This window comes from [Flexibacter] sp. ATCC 35103 (assembly GCF_001975985.1).
Lineage (GTDB): Bacteria > Bacteroidota > Bacteroidia > Flavobacteriales > Flavobacteriaceae > Flavobacterium.
On record NZ_MTQF01000004.1, the window covers coordinates 695330 to 722134 of the forward strand.

General features: G+C 32.7%; 25 protein-coding genes. 18 read left to right on the forward strand and 7 right to left on the reverse strand.

Features of this window, described 5'->3' with window-relative positions:
• Window positions 1-41: 41 nt before the first annotated feature.
• Complete coding sequence (locus BXU01_RS11025) at window positions 42-1205, reverse strand: glycosyltransferase family 2 protein (protein WP_083693250.1); 1164 nt, start codon at window positions 1203-1205, stop codon at window positions 42-44.
• A 30-nt stretch (window positions 1206-1235) separates the two neighbouring features.
• Complete coding sequence (locus BXU01_RS11030) at window positions 1236-2417, reverse strand: hypothetical protein (RefSeq protein WP_083693251.1); 1182 nt, start codon at window positions 2415-2417, stop codon at window positions 1236-1238.
• A gap of 140 nt (window positions 2418-2557) precedes the next feature.
• On the opposite strand from BXU01_RS11030, the gene BXU01_RS11035 reads away from it, so the two are divergent.
• The gene (locus BXU01_RS11035) at window positions 2558-3148 is read left to right on the forward strand and encodes a hypothetical protein (RefSeq protein WP_083693252.1); all 591 of its coding nucleotides are present in this window, start codon (window positions 2558-2560) and stop codon (window positions 3146-3148) included.
• A 61-nt stretch (window positions 3149-3209) separates the two neighbouring features.
• On the opposite strand, the gene BXU01_RS11040 is transcribed toward BXU01_RS11035, so the two are convergent.
• The gene (locus BXU01_RS11040) at window positions 3210-4400 is read right to left on the reverse strand and encodes a DUF5009 domain-containing protein (RefSeq protein ID WP_083693298.1); all 1191 of its coding nucleotides are present in this window, start codon (window positions 4398-4400) and stop codon (window positions 3210-3212) included.
• 116 nt (window positions 4401-4516) lie between these two features.
• On the opposite strand from BXU01_RS11040, the gene BXU01_RS11045 reads away from it, so the two are divergent.
• The gene (locus tag BXU01_RS11045; protein ID WP_083693253.1) at window positions 4517-5257 is read left to right on the forward strand and encodes a tyrosine-protein phosphatase; all 741 of its coding nucleotides are present in this window, start codon (window positions 4517-4519) and stop codon (window positions 5255-5257) included.
• Here the strand turns inward: BXU01_RS11045 and BXU01_RS11050 are convergent.
• Complete coding sequence (locus BXU01_RS11050) at window positions 5254-6672, reverse strand: undecaprenyl-phosphate glucose phosphotransferase (RefSeq protein ID WP_083693254.1); 1419 nt, start codon at window positions 6670-6672, stop codon at window positions 5254-5256. The two genes, BXU01_RS11045 and BXU01_RS11050, sit on opposite strands and share 4 nt — an antisense overlap.
• A gap of 145 nt (window positions 6673-6817) precedes the next feature.
• Between BXU01_RS11050 and BXU01_RS11055 the strand changes: the two genes are divergently transcribed.
• Window positions 6818-7783: a hypothetical protein gene (locus BXU01_RS11055; RefSeq protein WP_083693255.1), complete on the forward strand. Its 966-nt coding sequence runs from the start codon at window positions 6818-6820 to the stop codon at window positions 7781-7783.
• A 130-nt stretch (window positions 7784-7913) separates the two neighbouring features.
• On the forward strand, window positions 7914-8333 hold the full coding sequence (locus tag BXU01_RS11060) for a helix-turn-helix domain-containing protein (RefSeq protein ID WP_083693256.1): 420 nt from the start codon (window positions 7914-7916) through the stop codon (window positions 8331-8333).
• A gap of 248 nt (window positions 8334-8581) precedes the next feature.
• Here the strand turns inward: BXU01_RS11060 and BXU01_RS11065 are convergent, their stop codons facing one another.
• Window positions 8582-9136 (reverse strand): hypothetical protein, encoded by a 555-nt coding sequence (locus BXU01_RS11065; RefSeq protein WP_083693257.1) that lies wholly within the window; start codon window positions 9134-9136, stop codon window positions 8582-8584.
• A 325-nt stretch (window positions 9137-9461) separates the two neighbouring features.
• Here BXU01_RS11065 and BXU01_RS11070 point away from each other — a divergent pair, with 325 nt between their 5' ends.
• From BXU01_RS11070 to BXU01_RS11085, 4 genes are all read left to right on the forward strand, one after another.
• On the forward strand, window positions 9462-11324 hold the full coding sequence (locus BXU01_RS11070) for an ABC-F family ATP-binding cassette domain-containing protein (RefSeq protein WP_056252302.1): 1863 nt from the start codon (window positions 9462-9464) through the stop codon (window positions 11322-11324).
• 140 nt (window positions 11325-11464) lie between these two features.
• Window positions 11465-11833, forward strand: a complete 369-nt coding sequence (locus BXU01_RS11075; RefSeq protein ID WP_083693258.1) for a four helix bundle protein — start codon at window positions 11465-11467, stop codon at window positions 11831-11833.
• Window positions 11834-11934: 101 nt separating this feature from the next.
• On the forward strand, window positions 11935-12408 hold the full coding sequence (locus BXU01_RS11080; RefSeq protein ID WP_083693259.1) for an FKBP-type peptidyl-prolyl cis-trans isomerase: 474 nt from the start codon (window positions 11935-11937) through the stop codon (window positions 12406-12408).
• 234 nt (window positions 12409-12642) lie between these two features.
• Window positions 12643-13185, forward strand: a complete 543-nt coding sequence (locus BXU01_RS11085; protein ID WP_083693260.1) for a hypothetical protein — start codon at window positions 12643-12645, stop codon at window positions 13183-13185.
• Between the two features lie 109 nt (window positions 13186-13294).
• Here the strand turns inward: BXU01_RS11085 and BXU01_RS11090 are convergent, their stop codons facing one another.
• A complete protein-coding gene (locus tag BXU01_RS11090; protein WP_083693261.1) occupies window positions 13295-14845 on the reverse strand; it encodes an SDR family NAD(P)-dependent oxidoreductase in 1551 nt (516 codons plus the stop codon).
• A 162-nt stretch (window positions 14846-15007) separates the two neighbouring features.
• Here BXU01_RS11090 and BXU01_RS11095 point away from each other — a divergent pair, with 162 nt between their 5' ends.
• Both BXU01_RS11095 and BXU01_RS11100 read left to right on the forward strand, forming a co-directional pair.
• Window positions 15008-15799 (forward strand): O-methyltransferase, encoded by a 792-nt coding sequence (locus tag BXU01_RS11095; RefSeq protein WP_083693262.1) that lies wholly within the window; start codon window positions 15008-15010, stop codon window positions 15797-15799.
• A gap of 105 nt (window positions 15800-15904) precedes the next feature.
• Window positions 15905-16312, forward strand: coding sequence for a helix-turn-helix domain-containing protein (locus BXU01_RS11100; RefSeq protein WP_083693263.1), 408 nt, complete (start codon window positions 15905-15907; stop codon window positions 16310-16312).
• Window positions 16313-16401: 89 nt separating this feature from the next.
• On the opposite strand, the gene BXU01_RS11105 is transcribed toward BXU01_RS11100, so the two are convergent.
• Window positions 16402-17061 carry a DUF6565 domain-containing protein gene (locus tag BXU01_RS11105; protein WP_083693264.1) on the reverse strand — a complete coding sequence of 220 codons (660 nt, stop codon included), beginning with the start codon at window positions 17059-17061 and terminating at the stop codon, window positions 16402-16404.
• A gap of 309 nt (window positions 17062-17370) precedes the next feature.
• Here BXU01_RS11105 and BXU01_RS11110 point away from each other — a divergent pair, with 309 nt between their 5' ends.
• The 8 genes from BXU01_RS11110 (at window position 17371) to BXU01_RS11145 (ending at window position 26705) form a co-directional block, all read left to right on the forward strand.
• On the forward strand, window positions 17371-18057 hold the full coding sequence (locus BXU01_RS11110) for an ABC transporter ATP-binding protein (protein WP_055095513.1): 687 nt from the start codon (window positions 17371-17373) through the stop codon (window positions 18055-18057).
• Window positions 18058-18157: 100 nt separating this feature from the next.
• Window positions 18158-18727: a cob(I)yrinic acid a,c-diamide adenosyltransferase gene (locus BXU01_RS11115; RefSeq protein ID WP_083693265.1), complete on the forward strand. Its 570-nt coding sequence runs from the start codon at window positions 18158-18160 to the stop codon at window positions 18725-18727.
• Window positions 18728-19018: 291 nt separating this feature from the next.
• Entirely contained in the window at window positions 19019-19240 is a 222-nt protein-coding gene (locus BXU01_RS11120; protein WP_007138072.1) for a DUF2795 domain-containing protein, read from the forward strand.
• A gap of 87 nt (window positions 19241-19327) precedes the next feature.
• Window positions 19328-22669: a preprotein translocase subunit SecA gene (gene secA / locus BXU01_RS11125; protein WP_083693266.1), complete on the forward strand. Its 3342-nt coding sequence runs from the start codon at window positions 19328-19330 to the stop codon at window positions 22667-22669.
• Window positions 22670-22982: 313 nt separating this feature from the next.
• A complete protein-coding gene (locus BXU01_RS11130; protein ID WP_083693267.1) occupies window positions 22983-23327 on the forward strand; it encodes a hypothetical protein in 345 nt (114 codons plus the stop codon).
• A 117-nt stretch (window positions 23328-23444) separates the two neighbouring features.
• Window positions 23445-24248, forward strand: coding sequence for an MbnP family protein (locus BXU01_RS11135; protein WP_083693268.1), 804 nt, complete (start codon window positions 23445-23447; stop codon window positions 24246-24248).
• A gap of 160 nt (window positions 24249-24408) precedes the next feature.
• Entirely contained in the window at window positions 24409-25449 is a 1041-nt protein-coding gene (locus tag BXU01_RS11140; RefSeq protein WP_083693269.1) for a cytochrome-c peroxidase, read from the forward strand.
• 296 nt (window positions 25450-25745) lie between these two features.
• Window positions 25746-26705, forward strand: a complete 960-nt coding sequence (locus tag BXU01_RS11145) for a hypothetical protein (RefSeq protein ID WP_083693270.1) — start codon at window positions 25746-25748, stop codon at window positions 26703-26705.
• Window positions 26706-26805: the final 100 nt, after the last annotated feature.

Consider the following 26805-nt stretch of genomic DNA (forward strand, 5'->3'; position numbering starts at 1 on the left):
TACTGAATATTTTAAATATAAATTACACTTAATATAATTTTCTACTCAATTTTTATAATTTGCCCTCTGTCATTTCGGGAATTACTCCCGATAATAAAATTTGTATTTTTGGGGAAAATCTTAAAAGTAATGTTCTTATCTCTAAGAGTTTCTATGATTTTGATACATTTTTTGAACGAAACATACTGATTATCTAAAATAATCTCCACCTTTTTACCCCTAAAAATCAGGGACGAATTTACCATTTTTTCTTTTTTCAAATCGAAAAAGACAACTTTATTTTTTAAAATAAAAGGTAATTTTTCAGACAAATTTTTATTTAAAGAATAAAAAACAACACTTTCCGGTTCAGGTTTTGACTTCGTTTTTCCTTCAAACATTTTTACAATAGAGAAAAACCAAATTCCGATTTGAATGAAAAATTCAAAAAACCATGATCTTTTAAAATGCTTTTGATAAAAAAAGCTCATTGCTTCCTGAAAGCGTTTCATATATTTTTCGTCTTTCACGGTGCTTTCTCCTTTATAATGCAAAACGGTCGTTTCATGAAAGTAATAGTTTGATTTCTGTTTCTGCAATACCCGATATGACAAATCGATATCATCTGCATACATGAAACATTTTTCATCGAAACCTTCCAGTTCCAAATACAAATTACGATGCATTACCATAAATGCCCCAACTAAAATCTCAACTTTTCCGGTCTCATTTTTATTTAAGTGTTGTGCATAATATTGATTAAAAATCCTCCATTTTGGAAAAACTTTATACAAACCAAAAATCTTGGTAAAGGCAACCCAAGGCGTTGGAATCCCTCGTTTACTTTCGGGCAGAAAACTTCCTGTTCCGTCAATTAATTTACAGCCTATAATCCCTAAATCAATTTGGTTTTCGGCGAAAGCCAGAACTTTTATAAATGTATCTTCGGCAACAATAGTATCGGGATTTAAAATACAAATATATTTTCCGGAAGCATGTTCAACACCAATATTATTGCCTTTAGGAAAACCACAATTAGAATTGTTTTGAATTAATTTTACGTTTGGAAATCTAATTTTCATCATTAAACAGCTTTCGTCTGATGAATTATTATCGACTACAATAATTTCGGCATCAAGTGTCAAAAGCGCTTCCTGAACACTTAAAACACATTGTTCCAGAAAGTAACGCACATTATAATTGAGAATAATTACCGATAATTGCATGAAAATTTGATCTGTTGATTTTTGGGAAAGTTAGAAATTTTCAGCCAAACCTAACCGCAATGACCAATCGTTTTTACTAACACCAAAATCCAAGACTAAATTACTATTGTTTTGCTTGTTCCATTTAATACGCAAACCGGTTCCAACGGCAGGATTCCATTTTTTGAAATCATAAGTATCCAACTTTGAAACCGAAGAAAGATTGGTAAAAAACACAACTCCCCAAAATCCGTTTTTAGAAATATCTGTTCGATATTCGCTTTCAAAATAAATTAATGCATTGCTCCGAAATCTATTTCGTGTAAAACCCCGGCCCGTTTTTCCGTCACGGTCCCAACCAATGCTTGGCAAATCAAGATAATGTGGTTTTCCGCCAAACGTAGACCAATAAAAAGCTCTGTACGCCAGAACTCTGTGTTTGTATTTATGGAAAGAATGATATTTTCGTGCATCCAAATAAATAGATTTCCATTTTGCACCTTCTACTCCACTGGTATTAATTCTGTAATCTGCTTCGACATACAAACCCTGTTCTGGATTTACGTTGTTTTTTCTGGAATCATACAATCCCTGAATAGCAACACCAAAAGAATTTTCATTTGAGAAATCGTCATTCATATATTTCGAATAATCAGTTTGGTCTTCTATATAAGACTCTTCAGAAATATTCTGATAATTATCTAATAATAAACCTAATCCTAAACGGAAATCACCAATGATTTTTCGGGTTGCAAATTGATAAAACCGCCATTGCTGATAATCCAAAGTCGACATTTTTTTATCTGTATTATGTCCGCCTAAACCATATGTGGGCTGCGGATAGATCATATAGCGATAATCACCAATAAAATTCCAGTTATTGTCTTTTGTATAAATATAAGATTGTACAGGAAAAACGTATTGCTTGGTAAAACTAAAATAGGGCGAAAATGAAACTTGCGACATTTTTGTTGTATTGCTGTCGCCAAGGTAAAATGTAGTCAAAAAAGAAACTACTAATCCTGCACTTTTATTTGCATCTATAGGGACCGGAAGCAATGAAAAAGCAACTTTTTTATCCGGATTAATTCGTACTGAGTCATTTTTATGAAAGAGCTTATATAAAACATCTAAAATATCTTTTTCGTTATTCGAAATCGAATCATTTTGCGAATAACAAAATGAACTCAGAAAAAAGAAAAACAAAACAATTAGAGATTTTACATTTTTCATTTCATAATTATTTAAGAAACAACTTCTTACAAATTTAAAATTAAATTTAGAACCAAAGCTGATTTTAGAAATAATAAAAAAAGAAAACCTGTAACAAACTATAAAATCATATTTTTGATTGTAAATAAGATTTCATTTCTATGACAAAGAAAATATTAATTAAAACGAAATTCTTGCTTTTAATTCTAACTATAGCATTTTTCGTTTTTGGATTTAGCGCTATTAAAAACAATTCGGCTAAAGATTTAGTTAAAACCTCGACTTGGTATATTGCAGGTCCAACAGTAGAAAATCAGAAAATTATTAATCGGGTTCGTCTGGAACAAGGGATTGTTAGAATAACCGCAAAAGATAATCCAGTTGGTGAAATTGAATTGAATGTTTTAATAACAGAGTCCGATTCAAATGATGGCGCTGCAACAAATTTATCTGACGATTCTAAATTTGTAACGATTACTTATAAATCTTCTCATCTTATAAAACTACAAGCACGAGAAGGAAATCCGGAAGGAACAGGATGTGTGCATGGAGGTTCACACCCAAGAGTTGATTTAGCAGCTTCACCAATAAAATTTACAACAATTAAAATTCCGTGGTCAGATTTTAAACAAGATGGACTCTCTGACGGAAAAGTTTTAAACATTCATAATCTTTGCAAATTCAATTTTGTGAATTATACTCCGGTTTCGGGGGCATTTTTAGAAATAAAATCAGTTATAGTTGAGAGGTGAAAGTTGTTTCAGGTTTCATGTCTCACATTGCGTTAATCTGAAACCTGAAGATTTTAAATCTTTACAAATGCAATTGAATTTTATATTTATTGCATAATTTCATTACAAATAGCATAATGGTAGAAAACACAAGTGACCAGATAATTCCGGGAACACCTACTCTAAAATATCCCGGAATGATATGAATATTAATAGCTTTACAGAAATAATACAACACGCCGGGTAAAATATAAATTAACAAAGGGTTTGCTGCTGCAGGCATAAAGAAATCACTCCATCTAGTTTTCTTTTTTATTTCCATCAACCAATAAAGAAAGTAGAACAAAACGGTACAAATAGCAGCCGAGAACATGGTCCAGGATGGAGTTCCTTTAATTTTTGAAATTCCATAATATGGTCGTAGCAAATATCCTGTTACAAAAAACAAGACTGCAAAACCTATAACAGCCCAATTGATTTTTGCAGGCACTTTTCGGTCAAAAAATAGTAACGAAATAACGATTCCGGCAGCAACTAAAGCGGCATGAGTTAAATGTCCTGCAATAAAATTAAACCAAGGCAAATGCTGCAAAGGTGCGCCTTCGGTTAAATTTATACTATTGGCTAAAACACAAACTACTAAAAAAGCAATCATCGCCCATAACTTTCCGCAAACAAGCCAATAATAAACTACGGTAAAAAGATATGCCCAGCCTATTAATCCCAGAATTCCCCACCATTTTGGCGTCATTCCAATTTCTCCGGTATCCTGAACGTATAAAAAATAAAGTGCAACTAAAACCAATATTCCGCCGTATTGAAGTATATTTTTTAACCAGACCGGAAAATTTTTATCATATTTATTCCAAATCGGGATTGGCATTGTATACGCTAAAAGTGCCCAAAACACGGGAGTAATTATCATTTTTGCAGCATCATAACCATCCTCGGCATTTACCATAAAAACACCAATGATAATTAATGCCAAAGCTCTTTTTAAAGTATGTGACCAAATCGTTTTTGTACTATCTCCTTTTAACAATCGGGCATTAAAAGCAAACGGAACAGACATACCTACAATAAATAAAAAGGCAGGAAAAACAACATCAACAAAAGTCATAGCATCAGCATCTGCCGGCATATGTCTCATCCATTGAGGCACATTTTTGATACTCGCCAGTTCATTTACAAAAATCATAACAAAAATTGTAATTCCTCGTAAAGCATCAATAGAAATAATCCTCTGATTGTATAAATTTTCTTTAATTTTCATAAAATAGTAGGTTTTTAGCAATTCCAAATATAACATAATTACAAAAGCTGTTGTTACATTTTGTTACATTAAATTTAAGTAATAACAAATCCCTTCCGTTTTCATACTTTTGCAACATGCTATCTTTCCTCAAATCAAAACCTGTTCTAAAAGATCTTTTATCTGATAATTATGTTGATATTCATTCCCATTTGTTGCCCGGAATAGATGATGGTGCAAAAAATATAACACATACCACAAAACTTATTCGTGCTTTTGAGAAAATTGGGGTTTCTCAATTTATCACAACACCGCATATCAGCCATTATGTATGGAATAATTCTGCAGAAGTTATTACAGCCAAACATCAGGAAACTAAACTAATTATAGAAGAAAAGAATACGACAATTCCTTTTCAGGCTGCTGCTGAATATTTTATAGATGATTGGTTTGAAAGTCATTTTAAAAAAGAAAAGCTTCTTACTTTAAAAGACAATTATGTATTGGTTGAAATATCGTACCAGAGTGCTCCTATTAATCTCTACAAAACACTTTTTGAATTACAAGTTGCAGGATATACTCCAGTTTTAGCGCATCCGGAACGTTATTTATATTACCGAAAAGACTTTGATGAATATAAAAAACTAAAAAAAGTAGGCTGTTTATTTCAATTAAATTTATTGTCGACAGTAGGCTATTATGGAGACACAATAACTCAAATTGCAGAAGAACTTCTAAAAAAAGGATTATACGATTTTACAGGAACTGATGTGCATCATATGAAACATATTGCCTCTTTTGATGAAAAAATAAAAACAAACAGCGTTTCTAACCTAAAGGAAGTGATTAAAAACAATCAGTTCTTTAAATTTCATTAATAGGCGTTCTCTTCACCCTTGAATATATTAATGACTGTTTCTATAATAATTTTTACGTCAAGTAACAGGCTCCAGTTTTCGATATACCAAATATCATATTCTACCCTATTTTCCATATCGTTTAATGTTTTTGTTTCACCACGAAACCCATTAATCTGTGCCCAACCTGTAATTCCGGGTTTTGCATATTGGCGAACCACATAATTATTAATCAAATCACTATATTCTTTTACAACATTCATCATATGTGGTCGTGGTCCTACAACAGACATATCGCCCCAGAAAACATTAAAGAATTGTGGCAACTCGTCGATACTTGTTCTGCGTATAAAAGCGCCAAACTTAGTAACACGGCTATCTCCTTTTTTTGTTATTTTATCATGGGCAAAATCATTTACATACATGCTTCTGAACTTAAAACACATAAAAGATCTATTGTCCCTGCCTGATCTTTTTTGTTTAAAGAAAATAGGACCTGGCGATTCTAGCTTAATAATCAACATTATGATTGGAAACAGCCACGGAAACACAAAGAAAATAACCGAAGCAGAAAAACAAATGTCAAATATTTTTTTTATAAGTCTGTTTACAGGAAATTCCAAAGGCTCTGTACGAAACATTAATACCGGAGTATTTTCATAAAAAGCAACTTCGACTTTGCTAGATTTTGTGTACAATTGAAAATCAGGAATAAATTTTATTCGCACCATATTTTGTTCGCAAATTCTGGTCAGTTCATTTATTATCTCAATATTATCAATATGTAATGCCACATACATTTCATCGACTTTTTTTTCAAGGACAAAATTTCTAATAGCGTCAAATCCTCCCAGAACCAAATTTCGATTAACAATTTTATCTTCTATCTGTTCATCAAAAAAACCTAAAAATCGATATCCGTAAGTTAAATCTTTAGCTAATATTTTACGTATTTTATCTCCGGACTCATTGGCACCAACAACCACAAAGGTTTTAAAATTATATCCTTTTGCCCGAATGTATTTCAAAAGCTTCATCGAAAAATAACGGGAAATCATTAACAAACCAAAGAAGATCAGGTAAAAAGACAGCAATCTCCATCGCGAAATATCAGTGTAGTTTAAGTACACAACAAAAATTGAAATTAGAGATGCATGAATTACTAATTTTTTTATTGTTCTGACCAATATAGATTCTATAGGTTCAACACGAATGCTTCTGTTTGAATCGTTTTGAAGCAATAAAGCCACCCAAATTAAAATTGCCAGTAATGAAACCGTTCTTTCCTCTTTAGACAAAAGCCTGTCTAAACTGCCAAATCTGGCTAATGCCGAAAGGATTGTAGCTAAGTTTAACAATACCAAATCTACACCTACAAATAAAATTTTAAAATAGCGTGAAATACGATAATGTGAAAGTCGTTGTAAAATTTTCATATTTGGGAATTATGCTACAGCCAGAGAAAAAGCCTAAATTAAATTAGCACTGCAAAATAACATTTTAATTATATTTTTTCAATAATATTTAAAGCTATTCTTTAAAACTTTACTTTTATCTTATGCAAATATAACATTGCAGGATATGCTAAAAACGATTTTATTTTTTTGTTTGATTTTCACTTCTAATTATGCGCAAATTCACGGTTGTACAGATCCTAATTCTAAAAACTATAATCCTAATGCAACAATAAATGACGGAAGCTGTTTGTATAAAGACCTCAAAATCAAACCACAGTATTCTATTAAATTGAGTGACTCAATACGCGAAACTTCAGGATTAATTGCTTTTGATCATTTATTATGGACACATAATGACGATCATGACAAAACAATATATGGATTAGATTCATTAGGAAAAATTCGGAAAAAAGTCATTCTTGATAAAGTAACAAATCAGGATTGGGAAGAGATCTCGCAAGATAGTTCTCATTTATATATTGGTGATTTTGGCAATAATTATTCCGGAAACCGAAGTAATCTTAACATTTTGAAAATTGAAAAAAAATCGTTTTTAGAAGGAAATCCCATTATAGAAACGATTTCTTTTACCTATTCAGACCAAAAAAATCTGAATTTAGAAAAACCAAATACTACCAATTTTGATTGCGAAGCTTTTATCGTGTCAAAAGACAGCATTTATTTATTCACCAAACAGTGGAGCTCATCCAAAACCAGTATTTATGCTTTACCCAATAAATCCGGCAATCACGTTGCACGACTAAAAGATACTCTTGATACAAAAGGTTTAGTAACTGGAGCAACTTATTTAGAATCGCAAAAATTAATTGTTCTTTGTGGATATTCGAAAATTGGAAAACCATTTTTATACCTATTATACGATTATAAAAACAATGATTTTTTATCCGGAAATAAAAGACGGATTAGCATTAAATTTCCCATTCTTCAAATAGAAGGCATTGCAACTCAAGATGGTTTGCATTATTATGTGACAAATGAATCTTTGGTACGAAAACCTATTATTAATGTTATCCAGCAAATTCATCGTTTTGATTTAAGCGAAATCTTAAAAACCTATATTTATAAATAATTCGCAATAGACATATAATAGTTTCCTTTTTGGGAAAAATTATTTTACATGATATTTTTTTATCTTTGAAACTCATGCTTTTTCATCGAAATGGGTTTATCTTTGAATCTTCAGAAAATTGATATTCATTATGGAACAAAAAATACATCAAGGAAGAAACGTAAAACGTTTTAGAGAAATGCTTGGAATCAAACAAGAGGGATTGGCTTTTGATCTGGGAAATGACTGGAATCAGAAGAAAATTTCTATGCTGGAGCAAAAAGATGTAATTGAAGATGATATATTAAATCAAATCTCAGAGATATTAAAAATTCCTGTTGAAGCTTTTCAGAATTTTGATGAGGAACAAGCAGTGAATATTATTGCAAATACTTATTCATTCCAAGATTTTAAAGATAATGCAGTCGCTTCTGGATTTAGCTATCAACCTTCTTTTAATCCCGTAGATAAAATTGTTCAATTATATGATGAAAAAATTGCATTGTACGAACGTATGTTGAAAGAGAAAGATGAAATGATGCAAAGACTTGAAAAATTAATCAATAAATAATTTTGTAATTATCATATATCACGAGACATAAAAAAAGTGCCATTTTCATGACACTTTTTTTATTTTTAAACCTTCTTTACAAGTGATTTAAAATGTAAATTATTTAAGAATTTTTTTGCAGTTTCAACTTTTTCGGGAAACAAAATTCTTTCCTTCAATTTTGAAGAAACCAATGATAAAAGAGCACTTTCTGACACTTTTACATATTTGTCGTTTTTTATAACTTTATTTTCCATAGTACAAAGGTATCATATTTTTTCTACTACCATACTAAAATACTCTTTGTTTTTCACGTAATCCTCTAAGTAAGAGTTTTGAAATTCATCTCTAAAGCCACCATAAAACTTATATTCTTTAATTAAAATATCATAGTTTTTATCAACGTAGCCTTTATAAATTTTCAATCTCTGATTGAACTTTCTGCATTTATTATCTTTGCAATTCTTTATACAGTTCTCTTTACATTTTTCTAAAAAATCTTGTGTTCCGTCACTTCCTTGGACTATTATTTTATCATTTGGAAAAATTTCAAAAAAAGCAGTTATGCTAAGTAAAACAGTATTGAATACAGGATAAACATCACCATTATTTGAGTTTGCATCATCAACTACGATATCTTTTTCTGCATCATAATTTCCAAATGCTAAATTATAAATATTATGTTGCTCATATTCTTGAACATATTGATAATCAATAATTTTAATAATTGATTCTTTACCTTCACTTATAAAATAATATCTTAAATAATTATTATTCTCATCTTTACTTTCGGATAAATTATATGTATTGAAATTCAGGTTCATTTAGAAGTTTTAAAAAATTAAAAGTAAATATTTTCTTTCAATTATATTGCTTTTTTTCTTATAACTTCTAAACTGACTTGCCTTTTACAGCTTATATCCATAAACTTTAATTTAGTTTGTATGTCTTTTTTTTTAAAATCAAATAAAAATATCCAAAGCCACTATATTTTTACATTTGAACACTAATGTTAAGCTATTTTTTTCTTTGATCCAAAAAGGTATCTTTGCACCGTCTAAATTAAACTCCTATTTAAAATTAGAGACCTAATTAGAGACCTCTTTTTTTAAATAAACAAAAAAGCCCTATTTTAGGCACCATTACAACATGAATTACTTATCTGTAGAAAATATATCGAAGTCGTTTGGCGAGAAAACGCTTTTTGACAACATTTCATTTGGAATCAATAAAGACCAAAAAATTGCTTTTATTGCTAAAAATGGTTCTGGAAAAACAACCATTATGAGCATTATTAATGGTTTAGACGAACCAGATACTGGTCAGGTAGTTTTAAGAAAAGGCATTAAAATGGCTTTTTTATCGCAAAACAATAATTTGCAGGAAGAACTGACTATCGAAGAAAGTATTTTTGCTTCAGATAATGAGACTTTAAAAGTTATAGAGAAATACGAAAAAGCACTTGAAAATCCAGACGATGAAGAAGCATATCAAAAAGCTTTTGACGGAATGGACCAACATAATGCGTGGGATTTTGAAACGCAATACAAGCAAATCCTTTTCAAATTAAAACTGGAAGATTTTAAACTAAAAGTAAAAAATCTTTCCGGAGGGCAAAAAAAGCGTCTTTCATTGGCGATTATCTTAATCAATCGTCCGGATTTATTAATTCTTGATGAGCCAACCAATCACCTGGATCTTGAAATGATCGAATGGCTTGAAAGTTATTTTGCAAAAGAAAATATTACGTTGTTTATGGTTACGCACGACCGTTTCTTTTTAGAGCGTGTTTGTAATGAAATCATCGAGCTTGACAACGGAAAATTATATCAATATAAAGGAAATTACTCTTATTATTTAGAGAAAAAAGAAGAACGAATTGCTTCTGAAAATGCTAGCGTTGACAAGGCTAAAAACTTATTCGTAAAAGAATTAGAATGGATGCGTCGTCAGCCAAAAGCAAGAACTACAAAATCAAAATCCCGTCAGGATGATTTTTATTTAATTAAGGAAAAAGCACAAAGCCGTCGTCTTGAAAACAAAGTCGAGCTTGAAATTAATATGGAACGTATGGGAAGCAAGATTATTGAGCTTCACAAGATTTCAAAAAAATTCAAGGATCACGTTATTTTAGACAATTTCAGTTTTGATTTTCAGCGTGGAGAACGTATTGGAATTATTGGAAAGAACGGAACTGGAAAATCTACTTTTTTAAATCTTTTAACCGGAACACTTCCATTAGATAGTGGTCGCGTGATAAAAGGTGAAACAATAAAAATTGGTTATTACACACAAACCGGTATCAACCCAAAACCGCAACAACGTGTAATTGATATTATTAAGGAATACGGAGAATTTATTCCGCTTGCAAAAGGGCGTATGATTTCGGCTTCTCAATTGCTGGAACGTTTTCTTTTTGATGCTAAAAAACAATATGACTTTGTAGAAAAATTAAGCGGTGGAGAATTAAAACGTTTGTATTTATGTACCGTTTTAATTCAGAATCCTAACTTTTTGATTCTGGATGAGCCTACAAACGATTTAGATATTGTAACGCTAAACGTTCTGGAGAGTTTTCTATTAGATTATCCGGGATGTTTGCTTGTAGTTTCTCACGACCGTTATTTTATGGACAAAATTGTAGATCACTTATTTGTTTTTAGAGGAAATGGTGAAATCGAAAACTTCCCAGGAAACTATTCTGATTTCAGAGCTTATGAAGATAGTGCAGATGTTGCTCAAAAAGAAGAAAACAAAGCCGAAAAGAAAGACTGGAAACAAAATAATCCAACCGGAAACCTAACTTTCAACGAGCAAAAAGAATATCAAAAACTAGAAAGAGAAATTAAAGATCTGGAAATTGATAAAACTAAAATCGAGCAATTATTCTCTGACGGAAAAGTTGCCGATGCTGATATCGAGAAAAAGGCAAACGAACTACAAAACATTATCAATAAAATAGATCAGAAAGAAGAACGTTGGTTTGAGCTTTCGGCTAAAATTGAAGGGTAGTTTTTTTTTAGTTTTCAGTTTCAGTTTTCAGTCTCAGTTTTTAGTCTCAGTGGCGGTTTTCAGTTGGATTGTGATATTTCTTTGTTTTAAAAAATAATATTTTTCTTACTTTATTTATTGTATACTTGTGAGAAAAAATAATGGATTTTAAAGAATTATTGGCTTATAAAAAATCTTTTGAACTTGCGATGGAAATTTTCGAACTTTCAAAAGATTTTCCAAAAGAAGAGAGATATTCATTGACAGATCAAATAAGACGTTCTTCAAGAAGTGTTTCAGCAAATATTGCAGAATCGTATCGAAAGAGAAGATATGTAAATCATTATATTAGTAAATTGACTGATAGTGATGCTGAAAACTCAGAAACAAATGTTTGGCTAGAATTTTCACTTAAATGCAATTATATAAATCAAGAAACATTTGAGAAACTTAATACTAAAAGTTTTGAAATTGGAAAACTTATAAATTATATGATCAATAATCCAAATAAGTTTGGATGCACAATTTAATATGAACCCAAAACTGAGACTGAAAACTGAGACTGAAAACTGAGACCGAGACTGAAAACCGAGACTAAAATTTTAATATATTTACCAAAAATCAAAAATTCATGAAATACCTTTTAACTTCATTACTAGCTTTAACGCTTTTTATCTCTTGCAACGGTGATAAAGAAATAGACAAACAGGAACCGGAAAAAGATTATACTATTGAGAACGACAAAGAAATCACAGATTACATTGCTAAAAACAATTTAGCGGCTGTAAAAAGTGAATCTGGCTTGTATTATGTCATCAATGAACCTGGAACTGGAAAACAGCCAACAGCAACATCAAATGTAACTGTAGCTTATAAAGGATATTATTCGAACGGAAATGTATTTGATAAAAGTAAAGAAGAAGGACTTTCTTTTGGATTAAATCAGGTTATTAAAGGCTGGACTGAAGGAATTACCTATTTTAAAGAAGGCGGAAACGGAATTTTATTAGTTCCTTCACGTTTAGGCTACGGAAGTTTTGACTATAATGGAATCGCCGGAGGTTCTGTACTTATTTTTGACGTTAAACTAATTAAAGTCAACTAAAGGAATTAAAGCATTATTTATATAAATAAAAACCACAACAGAATATATTTTGTTGTGGTTTTCTTTTTTTATAAAATTTAGATAAATGAAATAATATTAAAAAATGAGATCTATTTTATTAAAATGAAAATTTCAATATGTAATTATTAAGAAAAATTATGTAAATAACTATCTGGAGTGTTTCACGAGCTTTGTGTAAGTGAAAATGAATTCACAATATAAAATTTACATAAAATGGAAAATACACATAACCCTGACGGAACTAAACGTCAAGTATTAACAGGAATGTTTACAGATCGTGAAAGCACAGAAAGAGCTTACAACACTTTAAACGACAGAGGATATACAAAGGATGAAATAAACCTTATCATGTCTGATGAAACAAGAAAAAAACATTACTCAGATAAAGATGATCATTCTGAATTGGGTACAAAAGCTGCTGAAACTGCAGGAACAGGATCTGCAATTGGAGGAACAATTGGTGCTATCGTAGGAGTTATTGCTGCTTTAGGAACAAGCCTTGTTATTCCTGGATTGGGATTAATAATTGCCGGACCTCTTGCTGCAGGATTAGCCGGAGCCGGAGCAGGTGGAATTACCGGAGGATTAATTGGAGCCTTAGTAGGATCTGGTATTCCTGAAGACAGAGCAAAAGTTTATGAAGACGGAATTAAAGATGGTCACGTTGTATTAGGAGTTCATACTCGTAATGACGAAGATGCTGAATATTTTGAAAGAGAATGGAAATCAAACAAAGGAGAAAACGTTTACCGTTAATCAACTTATATTTCTAAAAGAAAACCACAACAAAATATATTTTGTTGTGGTTTTTTATTTTTGAATCACAAAGAAAAACTGAGACTGCGACTGAAACTGAAAACTAGTTCTACCAAGGAATTGGGTTGTAATCTTTCAAAAATTTCCCGCACCAATGTTTTCCTGTATTTATACCATCAAACAAAGGATCCATAACTCTTGCTGCACCATCTACAATATCTAATGGCGGCTGAAAATCTTCTAATTCCTGTTTCTTTTTCGCCAGTTCAGCAGGATCTTCATCAGTTACCCAGCCTGTATCAACGGCATTCATAAAAATACCGTGTTTTGCTAAAGTTCCGGACGAAGTATGCGTTAACATATTCAAAGCTGCTTTTGCCATATTAGTATGAGGATGACGATCTTCTTTAAAGAAACGATGAAACTTTCCTTCCATTGCAGATACATTGATAATATGCTTTTGTCCTGTATTGTCTTTTTTCATGACTTCAGAAAGTCGATTACATAAAACAAAAGGCGCCACAGAATTTACCAACTGAACTTCGATCATTTCAGTAGTTTCTATTTGTCCCAAACGCAAACGCCAACTATTGGTTTTACGTAAATCTACTTGTTGCAAATCAGCATCGAGTTCTCCTTCCGGAAAAACTTCATTTGCTACCAAGGCATTATCAAACGAATACGGAATTTGAGATAATTGAGCCGAAGCCCGCAAACCAATTCCTGGTTCCGGACCATGCCACGTTACCGGCATATTTTCGTTTGAAGAAGCTCCGCTTGTCAGGATTTTCAATTCTTCCAGACAATTCAAGTGATCTGATAATAAATCTTGTGCTTGTTTGGGTAACGCGCTTAAAGGCAATTCTTCATTTGGCATTAAATGCGAATAAAAACCTGCCGGACGTCTTACTGTTTGTGCTGCATTATTAATTAAAATATCCAAACGCTCATATTTTTGCTCTATAAAATTGCAAAAAATCTCCACACTCGGAATATGTCTTAAATCTAAACCATGAATTTTTAAACGGTGTCCCCATTCCATGAAATCTTCTTCTTTAGCAAATCGCAAAGCCGAATCTACCGGAAAACGTGTTGTAGCAATAACAGTTGCACCGCCACGTAAAAGCATCAAAGTAATATGATATCCAATTTTTAAACGAGAACCGGTTATAATAGCAACTTGTCCTTTTACATCAGCAGTTTGAAAACGTTTTGCGTAATTAAAATCACCACAATCTGTACACATTGTATCATAAAAGTGATGCATTTTTGTAAATTCTGTTTTACATACGTAACAATTTCTTGGGGTTTCTAGTTCTAATTGTTCTTTATGAGCAAGATCTGTATAAGCTAATAATTTTGGTGCCACAAATATACTCGCTTCTCGTGCATGACGAATTCCGGTTTCTTTACGAGCGGTTTTGTCTTTCTTTTCTTTTTTACGTTTGGCAGCTTGCAAACCGTCTTTAACTCTTCTCGCAAACTCATCACGATCCGGTCTCGAAAACATTCCGGCTTCTTTGATTAAAGCGATTCGTTGTTCTTTCGGAATATCAAATATCTGATCTGTATTGGCATTCAGTTGTGCTAAAATGGCAATGCATTTATTAATTTCTTCCGACGTTATTGTATTCTTACTTTCGACTTCTTCCTTCAACATTATAAAACGTATTACTATTTGCTTAATGGACAAATATAGTCTTTTTGAAAGTCATAAAGTTCAAAGTCAAAAGTCGTAAAGTATCGCTTTATGCCTTTAAAATTTTCGACTTTACGACTTTCGACTTTTTTGTATCTTCGCGCCTACTTGTTAAACATTTATATGCTATTTCAAATTAAATCTTATTTAAAATTCCTTTGGGATTCCAAAAACGAGCATGGAGTACATTCGCCGTTTGTTTTTAATTTATTGACAAAATGTTTTTACGACAAGAAATCAAAACCTGAATATTCGATTTTACGAAACTATCGAAAATCATTACTCAATAATAAAAACTTTATTGAAGTAACTGATTTTGGCGCCGGTTCAAAAGTATTTAAATCGAATAGAAGACAGATTTCGAAAATTGCATCGACAGCAGGAATTTCTCCAAAACGAGCCGAATTGTTATTTCGCGTAACTAATTATTTTCAGCCCAAAAACATTCTTGAAATTGGAACTTCTTTAGGTTTGGCAACTTCTGCCTTAGCTTTAGGAAACACAAGCGCAAAAGTGATTACGCTTGAAGGTTGTCCACAAACGGCAAATGTGGCGAAAAATCAATTAAATAAATTTGACTATAATAATGTTGACCCTGTAATTACAGAATTCGAAAGTTATCTGGAAGACCTTCAACTGAAACTGAAAACCGAGACTGAAAACTTCGACTTAATATACTTTGATGGCAATCATTCTAAGAAAGCCACTTTGGCCTATTTTGAACTTTTATTGCAAACAATTACCAATGATTCTGTTTGGATTTTTGATGATATTCATTGGTCTCCAGAAATGGAAGAAGCTTGGAAAATCATAAAAGACCATCCAAAAGTTACGGTAACGATTGATACTTTTCAATGGGGATTTGTATTTTTTAGATATGAGCAGGAAAAAGAACATTTTGTAATTCGTGCTTAATATCTGACAAAAAAAATATTTACTACGATATTTTTTTATCTTTGAAATTCATTTTTTTAGTACAGATAGCTTTATCTTTGAATCTTCAGAAAAATGACACTCATTATGGAACAGAAAATTCATCAAGGAAGAAACGTAAAACGCTTTAGAGAAATGCTTGGCATTAAACAAGAAGCATTAGCTTATGATTTGGGAGAAGACTGGAACCAAAAGAAAATTTCTATGTTGGAACAGAAAGAGATAATTGAAGACAATCTACTTAAACAAATCTCTAATTCTTTGAAAATTCCTGTTCAAGCTTTTCAAAATTTTGATGAAGATCAAGCAGTAAATGTGATTTCGAATACTTTTGGAGATAATGCTTGTGTCGGGAATCATCCCACTTCTACAGTCAATATTAACCCTATTGAAGAAGTAATGAAACTTCATGAAGAAAAAATCGCATTATATGAGCGTATGCTTAAAGAGAAAGATGAAATGATGACAAGGCTTGAAAAACTAATCATCAAATAAATTTCAGAACGATTCAGTAAGATTAGTGCATAAAAAAAAGACAATCATTGCTGATTGTCTTTTTTTTTTACTAATTCAATTTATTTAAATTATTTTTTAGCTTCTTTATTTTCTTCAGATTTAGCACCCATTCTGTTAACAGTATACATTGGTGCAAATTTGATTTTTAAACCTGCAATTTTTCTATTATCTTCAGATGTAAGACCTTCTTTTTCAACTGTATTTTTACGGCTGTCAAGTGCTTCGTACATCAATTTTACTTCATCCCAGTCTTCACGAGAATATTTATCTTTATTGTTCTCTACAGTATGAACAAATTGTTGGTATACACTATGAATATTTTTAGCGTTTACCCAATCAAAATTCATATCATCACCAATTTTTCCTTCACCAAATAAGGCGTTTCTTAATTGTTGTTTTGGGCTTGGAGCGGGAGGGGCAAAAACGGTGGTCATTTCATTTTTAAATTCTTCGTATTTTACTTTACTCGCATTTATCTTTTCTGTAGCAGCTGTATTGTCTTTAATATCAGCAAGTGCAGTTTGAGCTTCTGCAGCTTTTCTGTCATATTCAGCTTCTACATTTTTCCAATCTGCTTTCAAATCGTCAGCTTTGACATTTTTAACCGAATCTACGTAGGCTACATAGGCGTCGATTGTTTTTTGAGCTTTTTCTTGTTTCTCATCTTTACACGATGTAAAAGCTAATGCAATTAATGCAATTCCCGATAATAATTGTATGTTCTTCATAATTCTGATTATTTAAGATTAGATAACAAATATAGTTAAATATTTGAATTAAAATGAATAATTAATAAAAAATTAATATTTAAAAGTAAAATAATTCAATAAAAATTAAAAAATATGATAATTATATAAAATCATTTTATAATCATATAACATATTTTTAAATCAATAGAATATAATAAGAGTGAATATTAATGTTCGCAAAAAACAAAGTCTTATAAACAGTAGTTTTTGTAACAAAAATCAATTTAAGGCTACTTATCGTTTATTGAAAAGTGTTTTGTACTTTTAAATCCAAAATTGTAAATCGAAATGGCAAATCCATTAATTAAAATAACCAACATCAAACGAGATTTTGTATTGGGTAACGAAATTGTTTATGTTTTAAAAGGTATAGATTTAGAAATCAACAAAGGGGAATATGTAGCTTTAATGGGACCTTCAGGATCCGGAAAATCAACTTTAATGAACCTATTAGGTTGTTTGGATACGCCAACTTCAGGAAATTATGTTTTAAACGGAAAAGATGTAAGCCAAATGAAAGATGATGAATTGGCCGGAATCCGAAATAAGGAAATTGGATTTGTATTCCAGACTTTTAATCTTTTACCCAGAACTACTGCTCTGGATAATGTTGCATTACCTATGATTTATGCAGGACATTCGAAATCTGAACGTAATGAGCGTGCCATCGAAGTGCTAAATCAGGTAAATCTTGCTGACAGGATGGATCACCAACCCAATCAGCTTTCAGGAGGACAACGCCAGCGTGTTGCCATTGCCCGAGCTTTGGTTAATAAACCTTCGATTATTCTGGCTGATGAACCAACCGGAAATTTAGACAGTAAAACTTCTGTAGAAATCATGAAACTTTTTGGAGATATTCATGCTCAGGGAAACACTGTGATTTTAGTAACCCACGAAGAGGATATCGCTGCTTATGCGCATCGTGTCATTCGTTTACGTGACGGAGTTATAGAAAGCGATACAACAAAATAATTTAATCGTTTGTTGTTTAATTGTTTAGTCGCAAAAGAAAAAACTTAGTCACTTAGCAACTCAGTCCCGAAGCTTCGGGATAGCATCTCAAACAAAAAAAATGAAAGTATATACAAAAACAGGAGATAAAGGAACCACAGCTCTTTTTGGCGGCACACGCGTTCCTAAAGATCATATCAGGATTGACAGTTACGGAACTGTTGACGAATTGAACTCTTATATAGGACTCATTCGCGATCAGGAAATCGATTCACATTATAAAAGCATTTTAATAGAAATTCAGGATCGTCTTTTTACTGTTGGTGCTATTTTAGCCACTCCGGCAGAAAAAGAAGTGTTGAAAAACGGTGAACTTCGACTAAAAAACCTCGGAATCATTGAAACTGATATCGAACTGCTAGAAAATGAAATTGACAAAATGGAAGAAAGTCTTCCGCCAATGACTCATTTTGTTTTACCAGGAGGACACCCAACCGTGTCACATTGTCATATAGCACGTTGTATTTGCCGTCGTGCAGAGCGTTTGGCAGTACATTTAAGCCATAATGAACATGTTCCTGAAATCGCAATCAAGTACTTAAACCGACTTTCTGACTACCTTTTTGTCTTGGCACGGAAGTTGTCGTCAGACTTAAAAGCGGATGAAGTGAAGTGGATTCCGAGGAAGTAAATAAGTTTACAGTCGCAGTCACAGTTTTATACTTAAACGGCATTGAAAACTGAATACTTTGAAAAAGAAGTAAACAGTCGCAGTTTCAGTCTTCAGACTGCAAGCCAGCAACAAAAACTGAATACGAAAAAATACAGCAATTAGTAACAAATTTCAGTTTTAAGACTGAAAACTGACACTGAAAACTGAATACTAAATAGAGACGTTCTTAAATTTTATTAAAATAAATCAAATTTTACTTGTCTTTTTCAGTAAAAAATTTATTTTTGCACAAACTAAACAAGATAACAGATGTATTGGACATTAGAATTAGCATCTTATTTAAGTGATGCGCCATGGCCTGCTAACAAAGACGAACTTATAGACTACGCTATTAGAGCTGGTGCTCCATTAGAAGTAGTAGAAAACCTTCAGTCAATTGAAGACGAAGGAGAGATATATGAATCAATGGAAGAAATTTGGCCAGATTATCCAACAGACGAAGATTATCTTTGGAATGAGGATGAATATTAAAAAATAAACCAAAGAAAAAAGTCTCATCACCGAGGCTTTTTTTTTGGTTCAAATACACATTTACACAAAATAGAAATACAATAAATCATGAGTTTCATAAACAGTATTATAAAAGTCTTTGTAGGTGATAAATCACAGAAAGATGTCAAAGCTTTACAGCCTTATTTAAATAAAATTAAAACATTCGAAACCAGCTTAATGGATTTGTCTCATGACGAATTGAGAGCCAGAACCGTTTTTTTTAAACAAAAAATAAAAGAAGCCAGAGCTGATAAAGATGCTAAAATTGCTTCGCTTAAAGCAGAAGTAGAAAACATTGAAGACATCGACAAAAGAGAAGATCTTTATGATGCTATCGATTCTCTTGAAAAAGAAGCATACGAAATCTCAGAGAAGACTTTATTAGAAATTCTTCCTGAAGCTTTTTCTGTTGTTAAAGAAACTGCACGCCGTTTTAAAGACAATTCGTTTATTGAAGTTACTGCAACTCCAAAAGACCGCGAATTTTCGGCTTCAAAAACATATATCACTATTGACGGTGATAAAGCGGTTTGGGCTAACAAATGGAATGCTGCAGGTAAAGAAATTACCTGGGACATGATTCATTACGATGTTCAGTTAATTGGTGGTATGGTATTGCACGAAGGTAAAGTTGCCGAAATGCAAACAGGTGAAGGTAAAACTTTAGTAGCTACACTCCCACTTTACTTAAATGCTTTGACAGGAAACGGTGTTCACTTAGTAACTGTGAATGATTACCTTGCAAAACGTGATAGCACATGGAAAGCACCTTTATTCGAATTTCACGGTTTAACTGTTGACTGTATCGACAATCACCAACCAAGTACTGAGCAAAGAAAAAAAGCATACGACGCTGATATCACTTACGGAACTAACAATGAATTTGGTTTTGACTACTTAAGAGATAATATGGCACATTCGCCAGCAGATTTAGTACAAAGAAAACACAATTACGCTATTGTCGATGAGGTCGATTCTGTATTAATTGATGATGCAAGAACACCACTTATTATTTCAGGACCAGTTCCTCAGGGAGATCGTCATGAATTTAATGAATTGAAACCAAAAATCGAAAACTTAGTAAGCCAACAACGTCAGTTAGCGAATGGTTTCTTAGCAGAAGCTAAAAAACTAATCAAAGAAGGAAACACTAAAGAAGGTGGATTCTTATTGTTAAGAGCTTACAGAAGTTTACCTAAAAACAAAGCATTAATTAAATTTTTGAGTGAAGAAGGAATCAAACAATTGCTTCAAAAGACCGAAAATCAATACATGCAGGATAACAATCGCGAAATGCATAAAGTGGATGAAGCTTTATATTTTGTAATTGAAGAAAAAAACAATCAGGTAGAATTAACTGATAACGGTATTCAATACCTTTCAGGAGATACAGATGCAGACTTTTTCGTGCTTCCGGACATTGGAACTGAAATTGCTGCTATCGAAAGACAAAAACTGGATAAAGACGGTGAAGCAGAAGCTAAAGAAAGATTATTCCAGGATTTTGGAGTAAAAAGCGAGCGTATCCACACTCTTACTCAACTTTTAAAAGCATATGCTCTTTTTGAAAAAGATGTAGAATATGTGATCATGGACAACAAAATTATGATTGTCGATGAGCAAACAGGTCGTATAATGGATGGTCGTCGTTATTCTGACGGTTTACACCAGGCGATCGAAGCTAAAGAAAATGTAAAAATCGAAGCCGCTACACAAACTTTTGCAACTGTTACATTACAGAATTATTTCAGAATGTACAGCAAATTAGGTGGTATGACAGGAACAGCAGTTACAGAAGCTGGAGAGTTATGGCAGATTTATAAATTAGACGTTGTTGAAATTCCAACAAACCGTGCTATTTCAAGACAAGACAAAGAAGATTATATCTATAAAACTACACGTGAGAAATTCAACGCTGTAATTGAAGATGTTACTGAATTATCAAATGCAGGAAGACCAGTTTTAATTGGAACAACTTCTGTAGAAATTTCAGAATTATTAAGCCGAATGTTGAAAATGAGAGGCGTTACACATAACGTTTTGAATGCTAAAATGCACAAACAAGAGGCACAAATTGTAGAAGAAGCAGGAAAAGCCGGAGTTGTAACTATTGCAACAAATATGGCTGGTCGTGGTACCGATATTAAATTATCTCCAGAAGTAAAAGCTGCCGGAGGTCTAGCAATCGTAGGTACAGAACGTCATGATTCTCGTCGTGTAGACAGACAGTTACGTGGTCGTGCAGGACGTCAGGGAGATCCGGGAAGTTCTCAATTCTATGTTTCTCTTGAAGATAACCTGATGCGTTTATTTGGTTCTGAAAGAGTTGCTAAAGTGATGGACAGAATGGGACTTCAGGAAGGTGAAGTTATTCAGCATTCTATGATGACTAAATCTATCGAGCGTGCTCAGAAAAAAGTAGAAGAAAACAACTTTGGTGTTCGTAAACGTTTATTAGAATATGATGACGTTATGAACTCTCAACGTGAGGTTGTATACAAACGTCGTCGTCACGCATTATTTGGTGAGCGTTTGAAACTGGATATTGCAAACATGCTTTATGATACTTGCGAATTAATCGTAAGCAACAATAAAATAGCCAATGATTTCAAAACATTTGATTTTGATTTAATTCGTTATTTCGGAATTACATCTCCAATTTCTGAAGCAGATTTTACAAAATTATCAGATATTGAAGTAACTGGAAAAGTGTACAAAGAAGCTTTAGCTTTCTATACTGAAAAAACAGAAAGAAGTGCTAGAGAAGCTTTCCCAATTATTCAGGGAGTTTACGAGGAGCCAAACAATCATTTTGAGCGTATCGTAGTTCCATTTACTGACGGAATCAAAACTTTGAATGTTGTTACAGATCTTAAAAAAGCATACGAAAGCCAAGGTGCTCAGTTAATTGCTGATTTCGAGAAAAATATCACATTATCTATTGTTGATGAGGCCTGGAAAAAACACTTGCGTAAAATGGACGAATTGAAACAATCTGTTCAATTAGCCGTTCACGAACAAAAAGATCCATTGCTTATCTACAAATTAGAAGCTTTTAATTTGTTTAGAGGAATGTTAGACAACGTTAACAAAGAAGTTATTTCATTCTTATTCAAAGGTGATTTACCAGCTCAAAACGTTCCTGAAATTCACGAAGCAAAAGAAGTACGTCAAAAAGAAAACTTCAAATTAAGCAAAGACGAAATTGTAAACAGCGAAGACATCAACCGCGAAGCTGGAGAAACACAACAACGTCAGGTTACAGAAACAATTGTGAGAGATATGCCAAAAATCAACCGTAATGATACTGTGACAGTTCAGGAAGTTGCAACAGGCAGAACTGAAGAAATGAAATTTAAAAAAGCTGAAACTCTAATCGCTTCTGGTGCTTGGGTTCTTGTTAAATAGTTTACAGTCTCAGTTTACAGTCTCAGTTTACAGTATTCAGTCTCAGTCTCAGTATTCAGTCTGATATTCTAAATTATATAAACCCGACAGATTTAAAATCTGTCGGGTTTTGTCTTTTAAAATAGTTTTTAGTTTACAATCTGCGACTGAATACTGAGACTGAGACTGAATACTGAGACTGAGAGTGAGACTGTAAACTTTTTTTTCGGAAAATTTAAAAATAAATTCTTTCTAAATCGAATAAACAGTACTTTTGCATTCGAAACAACGAAATAAACTCTTGAAGAAGTTTTTTATCATATTACTTTCCTGTATGCTATTAGTACCCTCTTTTGGCAGCTTTGTTGTTTATACCTCATTTAAATTAAATCAGGACGAAATTTCCAAAACCATTTGTGTACAGCGCAAAATGGTTTATAATACTTGTAACGGTCGTTGCGAACTTCAAAAAAGTTTGAAAAAATATGCCGATAACGAGAAAAAAATGCAAAACAACCTGAAAGAGAAATCAGAAGTAGTTTACATTCAAAATACAATCACAAGCGAATTCAAATTAGTAGCTCCAATAACATCTGAAACAAAACTCTTTGCTTCTTTAGATGCAAAACCTATTTCGGTTTCAATTGCTACTTTTCGCCCTCCTTCCTATTTTATATAATTTTTTAAATCCCATTTCGATTCTTAATTGAAATGTTTTTTTCGTTGTTCAAAAAACAATGAAAACGTGTTTACGCACATCATAAATTTAAAATTACAATTATATAAAATTCATAAAATGAAAAATACTTTATACAAAGCCATCGCTCTTGTAGCAATTTCTATAGCACTTACTTCATGTTCAAGCGACGATAATAAAAACGATACTTCAGGATCAGGAAGCCTTGTACTGGAATATGATAACGGTTTTGGCGCAAACGATTTGATTTTAAACACACAAGGAAATACAACTTCTAATGACGAAGTGCTAAAAATAAGTTTAGTTAAATACATCATTAGCAATGTCGTTTTAACAAAAGCTGATGGAACAACTTTTACATATCCAAAAAGCAAAAGTTATTTTATTGCTGATGAAACTTCTGCAGACGGGCACGAATTTAAACTTACAGATATTCCTGCAGGAGATTACGTAAAAGTAAAATACGGAATTGGTGTTGATGAAGAACAATGGAAATTAGGCGCTTCTGGTCAGGGAGATTTTCTTGCTCAGGCTGATAAGGCAGGAATGATGTGGTCTTGGGCTGCAGGATATAAATTCTTTGCTCTTGAAGGTACTTTTACATCGCCAACTGTTACTACAGCAACTCCTTTTATGATTCATACCGGCAAAACCGGAACTGATTATAATTATACAGAGGTTACGCTTGATTTACCAACAAAAGCATTGGTTCGTACTACAATTACCCCAACGGTTCACATAAAAATTGATCTGTCTAAGACTATTGACGGAACAAACAAAATCAAACTTTCTGACAACAATATGGGCGGAATGGGCGCTATGATTATGAGCGGGGCAAACCTGCCGTTGATTACTCAGAACATCTCGACTATGTTTAAGGTAGACCACGTACATAACGACTAATTTTATTTTCAGGAGCACAAAAGTTTCTTTTTACAAGAAATAACGTCCCGCTTTCGGCTATATCTTTTTTGAGGCGAAGAAAAATCGTCTCAAAAAAGGATACCGCGCTCTATCGGGGCTATTCCAGAACCTTTTGTGCTTCTAATAAAACATAAAAATCATGCTGAAAATAAAATATTTTCTTTGGCTAATGATTCCGTTGTTATGGAGTTGTTCTAATCAGGATGACGAATATGTAGATGTTCCTTTAGAATTTACTGTTCCGTCAAACTTTCCTGCCTTGGCATACAATATTGCACAGAATCCACCAACCGAAAAAGGATTTGAATTGGGTAAAAAACTATTTTACGACGGACGTTTAGCGTCTGACGGAGTGGTTTCCTGTGGTTTTTGCCACATACAAGCCAATGCATTTACACATCACGGACACACAGTAAGTCATGGTGTAAATGATGCACAAGGAACGCGAAACACACCGCCAATTCAAAATTTAGCTTACCAGAGTATATTCATGTACGACGGAGCTGCTGACCATTTAGACTTACAACCTATAATTCCGTTAACGAGTATTATAGAAATGAACGGAGATCTGAATGCCATTTTAAAAATGATGAAAGCCGACAAAGAATATCAAAAACTATTTGGTCTTGCCTTTGATGATGGCGCAATTACAACCGAAAATATGCTGAAAGCACTTTCGCAATTTATGGTTATGGTTACTTCATCAAATTCAAGGTTTGACAAATACAGACGTAATGAATCCGGCGGAACCCTAACAACAGATGAGTTGGCAGGATACGATTTATTCAAATCAAAATGCGCTTCATGTCATGCAACCGATTTGCAGACAGATAACTCTTTTAGAAATAATGGATTAGCCGTAAATCCTTTTGTAAATGATGTGGGACGTTATAAACTGACGGAATTAGAGAGTGATTATTACAAATTTAAAGTACCAAGTTTACGCAATGTAGAAGTTTCTGGTCCTTATATGCACGACGGAAGATTTGGAACCCTCGAAGGCGTTCTCGATCATTATGCAAGTGGTATAGAAAACTCGGCTACTCTAGATCCAATTTTAAAACAGAACGGAAAATTGGGAATTTCACTTTCTGATACGGATAAAAAACAAATAATAGCTTTCCTGAAAACGTTGACAGATAATCAGTATTTGACAGATAAACGTTTCTCAGAATTTTAAAAAATATATCATCAAAGTTTGTCATTTCGACGGAGGAGAAATCACACTAGAAACTCCATAAAGAAAAGCGCCAATCTTTGTCGACCAACGAGTGTGATTTCTCCTTCGTCGAAATGACAAGATTGTGTAAAATACTTTGCCACTCACTAGAATTATCAAGAGTAGCAAAAAATAAAATATATAATGAAAACTGGAGTCCTAGCCCCGATAGAGGCGGTATCCTTTTTTGAGGCGATTTTTCTTCGCCTCAAAAAAGATATAGCCGAAAGCGGGATCAGCTCCTAAAAAAAATTAAAATGAAAAAAATAATAGTAATGTTTGCCCTTTTGGCTGGATTTTCGGCCTTTAGTATTACAGTAAAAGACAGTATTTCGGGATTTACTTTCCAGCGTTTGGCAATGATGGAAGATTTTGATTGCGATGCCTGCGGATGTTCAGCAAGTGGCGGAAGTATGGGCTTTGGCTCGATGCTCAATAATAATTTTGTGGGCTTGAGATATATGAAACAAAGTTATACGAGTCGCGATGGAATCTTTGCCAATTCGCCCTGGATTGATGAAAACTTTAATACCATTCAGGCTTGGGCAAGAATTCCGGTTACGGATAAAATTCAGATTTCGGCATTAGTTCCGTATCATTTTAACGAAAGGAAATTAACAGCCGGAACAGAAAATATTGCCGGTTTAGGGGATATTACGGTAATGGCTTTGTATACTGTTTTTGAAACAAAAAAGGACAGTACATTTTTTACTCATAAAATAAATTTAGGCGGTGGTGTAAAACTTCCAACAGGAAAATTTACAGAAGCCAATAATTTAGGAAGTGTCAACCAGAGTTTTCAATTAGGAACCGGAAGTTGGGATTTTCCGGTGGTTTCTGAATATGTTGTTAAACATAAAAACTTAGGTTTAAACACGACACTAAATTATATCTTTAAAACAGAGAACAGCAAAAACTATCAATATGGGGATCAGTTTAATTATGCCGGAACGTTCTTTTATTTGTTCGATTTAAAATCGGTTCAGATTGTTCCGCAAGCAGGTTTGGCAGGCGAACTTTATCAAACCAACAAACAATATGGCTTAGATTTACCCAATACAGCAGGTGATATTTTGTTTGGTAAATTTGGTATTGAAGCCGGAAAAGATAAGTTTTCAGTTGGTATTAATGCCATGTTACCTATCAATCAGAACTTATCAAGCGGTAATATGGAGGCAAATTACAGGTGGAGTGTAAATCTGAATTACACTTTATAATCCGAAAATCAATTATAAATAAAATTTCGAAATATTATAAGATCCCTAATTGCAAAAGTAATTAGGGATTTTTTATATTTTGTCTCGTCCTGAAAAAAGT